At 44.8% G+C, this 14,544-nt stretch carries 6 protein-coding genes; all 6 read right to left on the bottom strand.

Features of this window, described 5'->3' with window-relative positions; genetic code table 11:
• Window positions 1-256: 256 nt before the first annotated feature.
• The gene (gene recD, locus EGC86_RS12945) at window positions 257-2,320 is read right to left on the bottom strand and encodes an exodeoxyribonuclease V subunit alpha (RefSeq protein WP_123777824.1); all 2,064 of its coding nucleotides are present in this window, start codon (window positions 2,318-2,320) and stop codon (window positions 257-259) included.
• Window positions 2,314-6,147 (bottom strand): UvrD-helicase domain-containing protein, encoded by a 3,834-nt coding sequence (locus tag EGC86_RS12940; protein WP_123777823.1) that lies wholly within the window; start codon window positions 6,145-6,147, stop codon window positions 2,314-2,316. Before EGC86_RS12940 ends, recD begins: the two co-directional genes overlap by 7 nt.
• A complete protein-coding gene (gene recC, locus EGC86_RS12935; protein ID WP_123777822.1) occupies window positions 6,147-9,944 on the bottom strand; it encodes an exodeoxyribonuclease V subunit gamma in 3,798 nt (1,265 codons plus the stop codon). The genes EGC86_RS12940 and recC overlap by 1 nt, the downstream gene beginning before the upstream one ends.
• 103 nt (window positions 9,945-10,047) lie before the next feature.
• On the bottom strand, window positions 10,048-12,105 hold the full coding sequence (locus tag EGC86_RS12930) for a transglutaminase TgpA family protein (protein WP_123777821.1): 2,058 nt from the start codon (window positions 12,103-12,105) through the stop codon (window positions 10,048-10,050).
• The gene (locus tag EGC86_RS12925; protein ID WP_123777820.1) at window positions 12,102-13,220 is read right to left on the bottom strand and encodes a DUF58 domain-containing protein; all 1,119 of its coding nucleotides are present in this window, start codon (window positions 13,218-13,220) and stop codon (window positions 12,102-12,104) included. Before EGC86_RS12925 ends, EGC86_RS12930 begins: the two co-directional genes overlap by 4 nt.
• A 12-nt stretch (window positions 13,221-13,232) precedes the next feature.
• Entirely contained in the window at window positions 13,233-14,144 is a 912-nt protein-coding gene (locus EGC86_RS12920) for an AAA family ATPase (RefSeq protein ID WP_011637982.1), read from the bottom strand.
• Window positions 14,145-14,544: the final 400 nt, after the last annotated feature.

Here is a 14,544-nt window from a genome sequence, read left to right as displayed (position 1 = left end):
CCAGTAGAAATCCATAAAGCCACATCGAAGATAATAAAACGATAGAGGCCGATGAGTTAGCGAGTATCCAAAACATGGATGTTTTGGCTAAGCTCACATGGAGGTGCTTGCCGCGTCTCGCTTAATCATCGGCACTATGAGTTTCCCGTGTTCATCAATATTATGTCGTCATTATCTGTTTGTTATTGAGCACTTGCTTACCCTGAAATAGCGCTCACTACTATCTCTACAATCAGCTCTACAATAAGCTACTCAATCAACCCCACAATCTCCACGCTAACCCCGATGCGCGTGATGTCGCTTGTTTGCTGGCTTTTTCAAATATCATGCTCGTGCCTAAACAATAAAAATGATTTTTGGCGCGTGTTATGGCGGTGTAAAGCAGTTCTTTGCTGAGTAGTTGCCATTGGGCGGAGCTGGGTTTATGTGGCAATACAAAGCTGACTTCATCAAACTCGCTGCCTTGGCTTTTGTGTACTGTCATGGCGTAGCAAGTGTCGTGGCTTGGTAAGCGTGCGGGCAATACTTTAAGCAGGCTGGCATCGGCCATAACAAAGTGGGCCATTAAGCGACTTGGCTTAGTGCTGTCTTGCAAGATTAAACCAATGTCGCCATTAAATAAGCCTAAGTTGTAATCGTTACTTTGAATAATGATTGGTCGACCTAAATAGAACTCATTTTGAGGATTAATCAGTTTGGCGTGTTTAAGACTGTCGGTGATGGCGATATTCATGCCCTCAACCCCAAACTCTCCAGCTCGCATGGCACACAAGACTCGATATTGGTTAAAGCTGTCGATGATGGTTTGTTCAGAATGAGGCAGTGTTATGGCGTTGTCTTGTCGATCCGCTTGATCGATAATGGTCTGTTGATTTATCCTTTGCTGATTTTCTTGTACCAAACTCAGATACTCACCATAAGCGTTTACCGATAATGCCAATAACGCTTGTTTGCCAGTGTTATCTCCCTGGGCATTATGCTGATGTTCAAACCAATTCAATTCGGCATGATCATGTTGCCACACTTGACGAATCGCATGCACATTAGATTGATTAACCGCATTGGCTAATAGGCCAATACCGGCATCGCCTTTAAAACGATGGCTGTGCATCAACATACACAAACTGTCACCAATTTTAGGCTGTTGATGAATAAACTGACTGACATCTTGTTGGGTTAATTGCTCAATGAGCTTTGCCTGTGCTGCGCTGTAACGCATTGACCATGGTGATGCCTGTTGCGGGTTGGCTTGTTTTAAGCCAACACAAATATCCGCTAGCACTGCGCCAGCTTCTACTGATGCGAGTTGATCTTGGTCGCCTAACAATATCAAACGGCCATGAGACGGTAGGGCGCTGAGTAATTTGTACATCATGGGTAAGTCGACCATCGACGCTTCATCGACCACCAGTAAGTCTAAGCGCAACGGATTATCCTGATGATGCCTAAATTGATATGAGTTTGGGATAACCCCTAATAGTCGATGCAATGTTGAGGCTTCTTCAGGTATTTGTTTTAGCGAATCGATTAATACTTTCGCCAATGCTGGGTCGCTCACTTGGGTTAGTTGTTGCAGTAAACGATGTTTAGACGCCTTGATAGACTCACTCAGCCTTGCTGCAGCTTTACCTGTGGGCGCGACTAAACGGATGGTTAGCGGCGACTGGGTTAACAGTAACAATAATAGTTTAGTTACTGTGGTGGTTTTACCGGTTCCTGGGCCGCCAGTGATCACCGCTAATGCTTTTGCTAAGGCTGTTGCCGTGGCTATTTTTTGCCAATTAAACGGGCTGCTATTGCTGTCTTCTGCGGTAAATAAACATTCAATGAGTTGCGGCAGATTACTGTTAGCTAGGTCGATTTCAATTTGTTGATTGGCTAATTGGGTCAACTTAGCCGCCACTTGAGTTTCAAAGAAATGGTACTTATTTAAATATAAGCGCCCATGTTCAAAGATCATCGGTTTATTGTCACCGGGCTGGCCGACGGCATCAAATAGCGCGATTTGTTCAATCAATTGTTGATGGTTAAGCTCAATCCGACAATTGATTTCGGCGTTGCCGCGGTTGTCTTCTGCCATGGGATTGGCTAAATCAATTTGCTCGATGACTAAACAACTGTGCTGATTCGACAATTGCTGGCTAAGCATGGCGCAAACAAGCAAGAACAGTTGCGGCTGTTGTTCGCTAATTGCGGGATCGTTATTGATGGTTTCAATACTGGCCAGCTCTATAGCAAAATGACGATCGAGTGCGGTAATGAGCCGCTGTTCTTGCCAAAGGTGCAATAACTCAGTGATTGGATGGGTGAGTATTAGCATGATGACGTCTCCGGCGCACGATTGTCTGTATTACCTGTAAATAAACGGTCGAGTTGTTCGATTAACGCTTGCGGTGGTTTGTCATAAAACACCCCTGCGCCAGGATGCTCAGGATGCATGCCGCGTAAAAACAGGTAATAGCAGCCGCCAATATGTTGCTGATAATTGTAGCTTGGTAATCTAAGCGATAAGTAACGATGCAACGCCAAGGTATACAAGATGTATTGCAAATTATAACGATGAGCATCAATGGCTTTAGCCATGGCTGAGTGAGTGTAGTCGCTATAGTTATCGCCCAAATGGTTGGACTTATAATCGGCAATATAAAATTGGCCTTTGTGCTCAAAGGTTAAATCGATAAAGCCTTTTAACATGCCTTTTAAAGTATCAAAGTCGAGTCCAGCGACATAACCGTGCTGTTGCAAAATATGATTTAATTGCGATGCTTGTAAGGTTGAAATAGGCAAGTAAAACTCCATTTCGACCATTTTTTGCTTCATGCCTAATTGGCTTAATGTCAGTGATGTGTCCTCTGACGATGGCTCAATAAACAGCGGTGCGACCAATATTTGCTGATACCACGTCATTAGCGGCTGTTGCCATAGGGCTTCGTCAAACCCATATTGTTTCATGGCTTTCGTTAGCGCAGGTGTCAGCTCGGTGTTTGCCTGGGTAAAATCAAACAGTTCTAACACTAAATGCATAAAACTACCGGCATTGGCGCCACGTTCAAAGGTAAAACGATCAAGTTCGGGTTCGCTGGTGAGTTCATCTTGTAACTGTAATTGGATTAACTCATCGGTGAAGTCTTCATCGTCGGCACCGGGCGCGACTCTCTCGTGAGGAAGATGTTTTACCAAGCCAGAATAACTGCCCACTCGCCAAGCAAGGCTTTGTACTCGAGTGACTTTTTTGGCCACTAGCGGGTCATTATTGTCGTGGATATCGGCGAGCACTGAATCGTCAATATCGTTGCCTAAGCATTCCACACTCATCGCTGGTAAGGTGGCAATTGCATTCACTTTGGCTTGAATAAGAGCAAAGTCAGTTTTCTTGTCGGTAATGCCCAACAGATAACCAATACCTGTTTCATGTAATTGGCTGCTGATCCCCGCCTTTAATTGACGGCTTTGGTTAGCAATATACAAATAACACACGTAAACCGGCCGTGTTAACGCCACATACAGTAGGCGTAAATCTTCAGCGAGGGTTTCTTGTTTAAGTTGTTCCCAGCCTTCGTCGGTGGCGTCGATATCCCATATGAGCTGCTCATTTTTATGGTACATCATTGGCGCAGGGCGTTTTTTATTACCACGGGCTAAGCTGACAAACGGCACAAAACAGACCGGATATTCTAAGCCCTTACTTTTATGAATAGTGACAATTTGCACCAAGTTCTGTTCGCTTTCTAAGCGCAGTTGCTGCTCATCACCACCATTGTTACCAATCAGTTGTTGCTCGTACCAATTGATTAGGGCGCTGCTACCATCTAGCTCAGTGGCCTTTTGCTGCAGTAATTCGGCTAAATGCCTAAAGTCGGTTAAGCGTCTTTCACCTGAGGCTTTAAGATCTGCTGCGTTGTCGTCATCAGCATCATTAAAGCTATTGTCACTATTGTTGTCATTATTGCTGCTATAAGTACTGTCATTATTGATGTCAGCCGTGACAGATTGCGACAGATAACGATGGATCAGTTTGGTTTCGCTGGCAAAGTTAAGCAGCGCAGGCATAACGCCGCGTTGTTGCCATAACTGATGCCAATGAGTGAATTGATCTAATACCTGCTGGCGTTGTTCTTCATCTTGGTTAAATTGATGGATCCGCTGGGCATTAAAACCGACAAGCTCAGTGGCCAGTGCGGCGCGGATAGCACGCTCATCTTTAGGCGTGGCTAAGGCATACAATAAAATAGCCATTTCACGGGCTTCAATGGTGTTAAATACACTGTCTCGGCTTAAAAATACCGCGCCAATTTTACGTGCTGATAATTCCGCTTTCATCACGGCCGCTTCGTTACGGTCGCGCACCAATATGGCAATGTCTTTGGCAATGAGCGGTTTAGCTTCCTGTTCAATGCTGTTATTAACTTTACATAATCCTTGTTGCGCTTCGGTGAGTAAGCGCTTTATTTCACTGGCAGCATCAGCGGCTAAGCGTTGTCTTGCGGTAGTTTTATTGAGGCCATTAACATCGTCTTCGGCTAATAAGCGGATCCGCAACGCCGTAGGATTTGTTGTCGCTTCACTTAGGTGTTTATTGGCTGCCGATGATGGGGTTTTAACAATATCATAGGGGATAGCTTGGCTAATAAACGGATCTTGATGTTGGCTAAATAGCTGATTAACGCCATTGACTAATTGAGTCGATGAGCGGTAATTGGTGTCAAGATTATAATGAGCCTGTGTTTGTTGGCGCGCGGCAATATAAGTGTAAATATCGGCACCACGGAAAGCATAAATAGCCTGCTTAGGATCGCCAATCATTAATAAACTTAAGCGCCCCTTGTTAGCGTCATTACCAATGTTGTCATTACCATTATCATCATTACTTTTACTGTCATCATCATTTGGGCTGTGCACAGTGGTATCTGCGATTAGGTCTAGCTGTGATGCTAGCGGCTGTTGATACACCTGATTAAAAATGGTGAATTGTAGTGGATCGGTGTCTTGGAACTCATCAATTAATGCGACCGGAAAACGCTTAGCAATGGCATGGGCTAGGGTGATTGGGTTTTGGCTGAGCGCCATGGCTAAACTGAGCAATAGGTCATCGGGTGTCATTAAATTGCGTTGCTGTTTTTGGCCAGCAAAGCGTTGGCGAATTCCCTCTCGGGCACGCACTAAAAATGACGGAATAAGCTGATTAATTAACTCAAGTAAGCGCTCAATATGATCAAGTAACGGCGCTTCATCCGCACTGGGGATAACGCCACCTTTATTAAGTTTAAGCTCGGATAATGCCAATTGCTCCAGCGCTTTTATTGGCGGTAATCCTTGACCAAATTTTACCCAGTTACTAATGCTATCAAACAATTGGCTAAGTTTAGGGTAGCCGTCGGCGCCTTTACCAAATCGTTGACCGTTTAATGGCAGCGATTGCAATAATTCAAGGGTGCTGTCGTGCAGGCTTTGCCACAATAAGGTAAAGCGGCTGATGCTTTGGCTTAGCTGTTGTTGCAGGGTTTCAAAGGCCAGAGGCTGCTTTGACAGCACTGCTTGGCTTGCACCTAATAACGGTCGCAGCTTTTGTGCTAACACGTCAGGTTCGGCAAACACATCACTAATGGCTTGGGCTAAAAAGGGCGGTAAGGGATAACAGACTTCACGCCAGAAATCGCGCACCGCATGGTGTAAAAACTCACTGTCGTCGAGGGTGAATTCGGACTCAAATAGTAATGACGACTCAAATGCCATGTCTGACAATACGCGTTGGCAAAAGGCATGAATGGTAAAAATGGCCGCTTCATCTAACGACTTTAACGCTAAGTCTAAGCGTCTTAACGCAATAGGCCGTTCATCTTCCGATGTGTCTTGGTAAAGCTGTTCAATAAACTCATCGTTTACGGCTAAGCCTAAAAAGCGTTTAAACGCTAAGTTAATCCGCTTACGAATTCGGTCTCTGAGTTCTTCTGTGGCGGCGTTGGTGAAGGTAACCACCAAAATTTGCTCACAACTTAACGGCGCTTTACCACCGTGGCCTAACAATAAACGTAAATACAAACCGGAAATGGTATAGGTTTTCCCTGTACCGGCACTGGCTTCAATTAAGCTGGAACCGCTAAACGGTAAGGTGAGGGCATTAAGTGGTGTCACGGTAATAGCGTCCATTAATGCGCTCCTAGTTTAGCTGCGTTGGCAATGAGTTGCGCTTGAATATCAACCGCGGTGCCACTGACAAATGTGTCTAATTCTGCCAATTTATCTTTGTGATACTGGCTTAACATGGGTTGCAGCAAATGGATGGCTAATGCACCAAACCTAGCTTCGCTAAAGTCTTCTGGGAAATGGAATAAACGCTGGTTATGTGGGTCGTGTCCTTCGCCGAACTGGTTTTGGCCGTCATCCCATTTTTGCTGGGCTTTAAGCAGCTTTTCTTCATGGTCGCCATCAGTTTCAACATAGGCGAAAGCCGTTTTAGGCATAAAGCACAAGGGTTGAGTTTGCCCCTGAATAAAACCACTGATAAAGCGCATGAGTTGTGCCTGCGCTTGTTCAGCAGTAATAGGCGCAAAGGCATGAAAATGGCCAATGTCGAGTAAGTAACTGAATTGATTTTTACCCATGCCTGAGGTGGACGAATTTGCCATGGCGTTGATGCATAAATGACGTAAATACACCCGAATAAAATCTCGTCCGTGGGCTGTGCCGGGGCGGTAATTGACTAAGCCTTTAGGCAAAATATCGTCAATACGGCCGACAAGATTGACTCGCACGATGGACGAATGGGTTGTATCTGCTTGTTCTGGTAAACCCTGCACAGATAGAGCATGCGCTGGAAAATCTTGCATCGGTAAATCAAAGTTAAGATCAACATTCAGCGTATGCATGGTTTGTTGGTCTTGTAAAAACTGCACCCGATTAATCAACGGCGATATATCGCGTAAATATTGATTAATTAACAAGTCGTCAAACGGAGCCATGGGCAATTCTCCGCTGGTTTTGAGCTTGCTGAGTAATTCGTGATCTGGGCTGTCGAGTTGATGTTCAATGGCATTGTCGAGCATGCGTGATTGCAATAAATAGCGCTCGAGTGCATTTAAGCTAAACGGTTCGTCATTGTCATCGGCTTGAATATCCAGTGATAAATCGACTTTTAAACTGCGGTTGAAAAAGAATTGCGCTGGATTACGATAAAAACGGATTAATGCCGACAATTCGAGTTCGACCACTTTAATGCCTTCATTATTAATATGAGTATGGGCAAATACTTCATCTGCCTGTTCGGCCGACAAGGGTAATGCTTGCTCAAAAAAGTGATTGTTAATGGTCGCATTTGTGGGTGGAGGACACCATTGGGCATTATAACTGTGTTGTAGCTTAGTCACGCTATGCGCAGATAGTGGTGTTTCTCGAAATAGTTTAGCGTCAAATGGTTGTAAAGGTTGTGCTTGAATAAGCTGTGCCAGTACGGCTTTATCGGCATCATCAAGGTTGATTTCGGCTTGTTGTTCAAGCTGTTGCTGTAAGGATTGCGGTAGGTAGCTGAGTTGACAATATTCGACCAATTCAGACACTAGCATTGAGGCAATGCGCTCAGCATTATCGCGCTCACTGTGGCCAATATAACTGATGTAAAATTGTTCTCTGGCCGACAGTAATGCTTCTAAAAATAAGTAGCGGTCGTCTAATCGGCGCGAGCGATCGCCTTTTTTAGGGCCAAAATGCGCCATTAAATCAAACCCGACAGGATGTTGAACCCGCGGGTAAACGCCGTCATTCATTCCCAGCAAGCACACCACTTTAAAGGGGATTGAGCGCATTGGCATTAAGGTACAAAAATTCACGCTACCAGCCAGGTAACGTTGGCCGACCCGAGATTCAGTTAAGCGCTGATTAAACCACTGCTTTAGGACTTCAATATCGACTTGGCCTTGATGTCCAGCACTTTCAAGCTCAGTGTCTAGGGTGACTAATGCATCTCGAATGGCTTGAATTTGTTCACGCTCGTCATCTGTGGTGTCGTAGCAATCGGCGAGTAGTTGTTGTAATTGTTCAAGGCGCTCTGCGGTGCTGTAGTCATTGGCAAATAAGTTGAAATAAGTATCGATGGTTTCTAAAAAGTTGAGCAACTTACCTAATGCTTGCGATGATTGACCTTCAATGCCTTGCACCATCAAGGTATCGCGATAAATATCGGCATCGTCGTTAAAGGCGTAGCCTAGGATTAAACGCTTAATGCCAAATGCCCATGAGTTTTGCGTAAAAGGCTGCACACCTAGTTGGCTGCGAGTTTGCTCACTGCGGCCCCAACGGACATTCGCATCGTCTAGCCAACGGCGGATTAATGACAATTCGTCATCATCGAGTTGGAAACGACGCAAAATAGCAGGCACTTCTAAAATACCAATAATGTCTGTGAGGCCAAAGCGACTTTGATTGATATTTAGCAGGCTTAAAAAGCTATTAATCAGCGGTGATTCTTGCGCTGCGCCCCTGTCGGCAATGGCGTAGGGAATGTAGTAATCGCCTTTTTGCGGGTTTTTATCAGCAAAATACTGACTGTTGGCGGTGCCAAATACCGCATCAATATACGGTGCATAGGCCGCGACATCGGGCATCATGATCACGATGTCTTTAGGGCTTAAGTCGCTGTTGTTTGATAACAGCTCTAAAAGGTGATCATGTAAGGTTTCAACTTCACGCAGGGCACTGTGGCAACTGCGTAAGGTAATTGAGTCATCACTTGGCAATAAGGTGCGGCGGGCATGAATGTCTTGATACAAACTGGCGTTTGGCCCTAATGGCTGGCCGAGTGTTTCCATTTGTAAGATATCGTACTGCACCCCGTGCAGCAGATTATTCGGCTCGGGCTCAACATAACAGTCGTAACCAAAGTCGGTGTGTTCTGGCGGCAGAGACAGTAATAAATCTAAGAGTTCGCGGCCCATTTGACCATTATTAGCCAATATGGGATTACCTACTTCGAGTTTGTCTTCCCAGTCTTGGTCGAGTTGTTTTTTGTTGGCATATTGCAGCGCCATGCGGGCGCGGGTTTTCGGCTCAATAATATCGCCCCAATAATGCTGGCAAGGGCTGAGAGATAACATAATGACATCAATTCGACTGGCTAAATGGTACAGCACATCGAGGGTTTGTGGCGGCATGGATGAAATACCAAACACGTATAATCGAGCGGGCAACATCGATAAATCGGTATCTGGATTAGCCAAGGTTGCAATTAAATTGGCATGTAAATTGGCGCGATGATAATGGCTGGCGTGCAAATGATGTTGATTATAGTCGATTAATGCTCGCCACAGGATCGGTTGCCATTGCTGGTTTTCATCTAATGCTAGGCGGTTGTCTAGGCTCGATAATGGCTGGTTTTGCTCCCACGCTAAAATCCACTCGGGGCGATAGACTAAGTATTGGTCAAAAATATCAGCAATGCGGCCACACAATTGAAATAGCTTAATTGCATCATGTGATTGGTTGAGTTGCAATATGGCGTGGCTGTTTGTTGTATGAATATTAGTTTCAGTATCAGTATTCGCGTTTACATCGGTATCAAGAATATCTGTAGCAGCAATATCAGTTGTGGTATCAACTTGAGGCGATAAGTACTGTTTGAGTGGGCTAAAATCTGGGTTATCTAGCAGACTTGGTAATAAGTCTATTAACTTCCACGTCATCGCCGCTTTGGTAAAAGCGTTATCTTTTGGCACATCGGGCAGCAAGTCGTGGCATAACTGCCAAGTAAAACTCGAGGGTAACGGGAACGATAATGCGGCGGCGATACCATTGTGTTTAGCTATTTCTAAACGCAGCCAAGTCGACATCCCCGGGCTTTGAACTAACACATGCTCACTGGCTAATAAACTGACGTTATCTAAACGAATAGCCAACAGTTTGGCCAGTTGTTCAGACAACACTTCCATCTGATTAGATTGAATTAAAGTAAGCATGGTCGACCCGCTAATTTGAGATTAATTCATTCTATGGACTCTGCCTTAAATCATCAATCAAAACCGTTAATAATCAGGATGATTGCTGATGTTGTGCACAAGATCAATTGCGCAGCAGTCGCAAACGCAATCGGCGATATAACCGCTTAAAGTGTTGTTGCTGTTGCTGGGTTTGTGATTCCGACAGCGGTTGATATTTAAGTGCCACATAGGCATTGCTTAGGGCTGTAAAGTCAGCTGCCACTTGAGGGGACAGGGTACTTAAATGGGCGCTAACCGCTGCGGCGTAATCAAACGGGGCTTGACCTTGCTGGCGTGCGATGCCTTTTTTCGCTAAACGTTTGCAAATAAGTTGATAACGTTTATTAAGCGGATCTTGGTGGCGATCAACATTGAACAAACCGGCGTAATAGGCAATAACCAGTGCGATAATGATAAAGCTAACAATCATCAGTAAGGCTATTTTGGTGCTGCTAACATCACCCAATAACTTTGCTAATACTTGCTGTTTACGTTGTTCGTCAAAACCTAATACCCACACACTCCAGTAGTAATCGACACTGGCAAACTGCTGGCGTAATTCATTTAACCATGGGTATTGTTTCATGTGCAGCGTGCTAAAAGGGCTGTCTTGTAAGTAGCTGCTTTGGCTGTCAAAGGTGGCATCAAAGCCATCTAACACCCGCTGCGGTGCAATCATTGCGGTAGGGTCAAAACGTTGCCAACCTTGGCCTTCAAACCACACTTCGGTCCACGCATGGGCCATGTATTGATAAACACTGTAATAGCCCGCTTTAGCATTATAATCTCCACCCTGATAACCCGTTACCATACGGGTTGGAATGCCGCTAGCACGTGCCATAAACACTAGCGCAGAGGCGTAATGAGCACAAAATCCAGCACGGTTTTCAAACAGAAAATCATCAATTTGCTGCTCGCCGACACGGGGCGGGCTCAAGGTGTAGTAATAGGCTTGTTCAGCAAAGTAATTCATCATCGCATTAATGCGCGCTTGTGGATCTGGATAATCTTTGGCGAACTGCAAACCGAGTTTTCGGGTTTTTGGATTGCTATTGGCTGGCAACGCAAGGTTTAGCTGCTGAGTATGTGAGTCGAGTTTGAGATCCATGATCGTCTCAGGATATGAGGTCACTCTATAGCTCATACGCTGATCGACAGGCCTTAACGAATATAAGCGATAATCTGCTAATTCAACCACTTGATCATTGCTACTAAACGCTTCATCTAAGCCATATAGCCATTTTTGATGACTGGGTTCGCTAATGACCACATAGTCGATTTTTTTACTGCTAGCATTAGCAACGTTGTTAGGGGCTTGGCGCTTGGGCTTGTTAAAGTATGCTTGTCGCTGAATTTGTTGAATACTGGGGTCTTGACGCCAGGTTTTGCCGTCATAATTTTCCATCACCAGAGTACGCCAATACAAATCCTGATTGGCAGGTCCTAGGGTGCTGCCATCTGGATTATCAAAACCAACTCTAAAGGCTAATTCTGCTGAACGAGTGAGTTTACTAATGTCACCAAATGACACTTCATCAGACAAACCGGTTTTGGCCGTTTTCATGTTCGGCACTAACCATAGTGGCCCGAGGCGTGGGAACACCACAAACAGTAATATGGCTAACGGTAGGCTTTGGAGGATTATTTTAAGGCTAAAACTGAGGTTAGCGACTTTGTTTGATTTGTCTTGATAAACACTGATTAACACGCCGGTATTGAGCACCGCTACGGCCAATAAGTGCAGGGTATTAAGCATGCTTTGTTGATCAAGTAAAGTGAGGCCGATAAGGAAATAGCCGACTAACACAATGGCTTTGACGTCTCTGAGTTCGCGCATTTCAATGTACTTTAACGCGTAACCTAATATTAATAAGTTAACCAATGCATTGAGCAAACCTATTTGGCTCGACACTAAGGCGAGGGTGGTTGCGGCGCCAATGGCCAAAGTGGTCACCAATAGTTTAGGTGGCGCGGCTACTTTGCCAAGAAAAATCCCCAGGCGCCAAACAAAGCAAATCGCACAAATTCCAATGCTCCATAAGGTGGCTTGTTGATGCAAAGGGCTCAGAATGGCGACATTGGTGATTAATAACCAAAACAAGGTATTACGGCTAATGATGGCATCAAAGTTATCGGTCATGATGGTTCACCCACAGATGATTTTGCCACATTACTGGGATTAACATCGGGATTCATATTTGTGGGAGCATGATAAGTTGCAATGGCGGTATGACAAGCCACTCGATGGGCTTCGCCTGTTTGCTGATTGATAATATGCTCATCCAGAATTAAGCCAAATATTTGCTGCGATTGACTTAACTTATCGACTTGCCATGCGAGTTTGCTGAGCTTGTGTTCAATGTCATTGCCCGATGTGTTGGCCAAGGTTAACCAAACGGGTAATCCTTCTGGCTCAGCAAATTCTTTGGATAACATGCCTTTGCCCTGAGCCCATTTTTTCCACGCCACTTGTTTAAGTGATTCACCGGGAATATAGCTGCGTAAGCCTTTGTAGTCGTCAACACCTGGGCGTAATTTACCGTGTTCATTGTGGTTATCATTGTCGCTAATGTGGCTTGCCAATTCGATATCACACATTTCTGGTTTAGCGAAAATAACATGGTGGATGTCTAAGTCGACATAGGACCATGCGCGGCATAATCCTAACGGAAAGTAGGATGAGACTTTGATTCGCCCAGGGTTTAATTTGCCACGCTTAGGCTGTTCAAACGGCACAATCGCAATGGTTTGCTCGTGCATTTGTTTAACGCGAACATGGCGCTGATAACTAAATTGCAAACAAATCTGCTGGTGGGTGGTGTCGGGATTATTTTGTCGAGTATGGCCGGTTAACATGATGGGAAATGGCATGCTGTCTTCGGCATAACCTTGCGGTGGCGTGACGGCATTAAATGTTAACCCGGCGAGGTTTTTATAGCTGTATATAATGCAGGTATGGAACACACTGGCGAGTAATAAGCTTAAGCCTATCACTAAGTTATTTTGATAATTGGTGCCAAACAAATACAGTAAAACGATCAACCCAATCCACACTAATCCAAAACCACTGGGGAGAATAAAAATACCTTTGTGGCTGAGGGTAATTTGCTTTTGCGGTGGCAGGCGTTTACTTATCCACCTTGACCAGCGTTGGGTTAACGATGCTGGAATTAACCGACGTAACCGAGACGGCTTAATAGCGCCATTGGCATAGATTGCTGAAGAGTGCTTGTTTGCTGTCGTCGATTTAGCCATGTGCCTGCGCCGTTAACGTATTGGGTTGACGCTGGCGAGAATAGTGTCAGACAACGCTTGGCCTTGAAATTGACTACTGCTGCGAATGCGGTGTTCGGCAACCGAGGCAAATACTGCTTGAATGTCTTCGGGTACCACGTACTGACGTTGGTTGATAAAAGCCCATGCTTTGGCTGCTTGTAGCAAAGCAATACTGGCACGTGGCGATAACCCGTTAGCGACATTGTGTTGCCGAGAGTAATCAACCAAGGCAATTAAATAATTCAGTACCGCATCCGATGCAGACACTTGCGCCACTTGTTGTTGCAGTAGCATTAGTTCTTGCGGCGTTAAGCATTGTGATAATGATGCTGGTTTATTGGCTTGAGTGCGCGACTTTAACATGGCTAACTCGGCTTCTGCGCTGGGATATCCGATGGAAATCCGCATCATAAATCGATCGAGTTGCGATTCTGGCAACGGGAAGGTACCAGCTTGATCAACCGGATTTTGGGTGGCAATAACAAAAAATGGTGAACTCAGAGGGTGGGTGATGCCATCGATAGTAATTTGTTGTTCAGCCATGGCTTCGAGTAAAGCACTTTGGGTTTTGGGGCTGGCGCGGTTAATTTCATCTGCCAACAACATTTGATTAAATATCGGGCCTTTATGAAAGATAAATTGTTGCTGTTCTTTGCTGTAAATGGATACCCCAAGAATGTCCGCTGGTAGCATGTCGCTGGTAAACTGGATCCGCTGGTAACTCATGCCTAAACTGCTGGCAATACCTTGAGACAAACTGGTTTTGCCCATGCCGGGTAAATCTTCAATCAGTAAATGACCTTTGGCGAGGATACAAGCGACGGCAAGTTTTATCTGCTCAGGTTTACCGAGCAAAACTTGGCTAAGTTGGTTAAGTAATGTTTGAATAGTTGATTGCGACACGAAAACTCCAACTGTTGGTAATAAACCGTTGTAGGTTTATTGTAAATGACGGTTTGTAGTGATGGTTTGTCGTTTTATTCTAGCGCTCTTTCTCGCTATGGTTACTCGCTATGATTTCTAGCTATGGTTTAGCGTTTCGGTTTCTAACTTTGGTATATTGCCACGATTGCTCATTATCTGATCCAAATCGCTTACTGCATTTACCCGCAAGTGATTTGCAACATTCAGCGAGCCTGTAACATATTTAAAGCATACGTTATCTTGCTGACGGGTGTGAAACAAAATACACCGCCACAGAGTGGCGGCTATTGTAAATAAAAAAGAATAAAAACGAATACGAACTAATAAAAACTAACAACTGCAAACAACTGCAAACAACTACAAACAACTACAAACAACT

The organism is Shewanella frigidimarina, assembly GCF_003797125.1.
Taxonomy (GTDB): Bacteria; Pseudomonadota; Gammaproteobacteria; order Enterobacterales; family Shewanellaceae; genus Shewanella; species Shewanella frigidimarina.
Note: the sequence above shows the minus strand (reverse complement) of the source record. Positions and strands in the feature narration are given on the sequence as shown.

Bases quoted from the DNA above. Each gene is read 5' to 3' on its own strand.
- EGC86_RS12940 (WP_123777823.1), bottom strand. From the start codon at position 6,147: ATGGACGCTATTACCGTGACACCACTTAATGCCCTCACCTTACCGTTT.
- recD (WP_123777824.1), bottom strand. From the start codon at position 2,320: ATGCTAATACTCACCCATCCAATCACTGAGTTATTGCACCTTTGGCAA.
- recC (WP_123777822.1), bottom strand. From the start codon at position 9,944: ATGCTTACTTTAATTCAATCTAATCAGATGGAAGTGTTGTCTGAACAA.
- EGC86_RS12925 (WP_123777820.1), bottom strand. From the start codon at position 13,220: ATGGCTAAATCGACGACAGCAAACAAGCACTCTTCAGCAATCTATGCC.
- EGC86_RS12930 (WP_123777821.1), bottom strand. From the start codon at position 12,105: ATGACCGATAACTTTGATGCCATCATTAGCCGTAATACCTTGTTTTGG.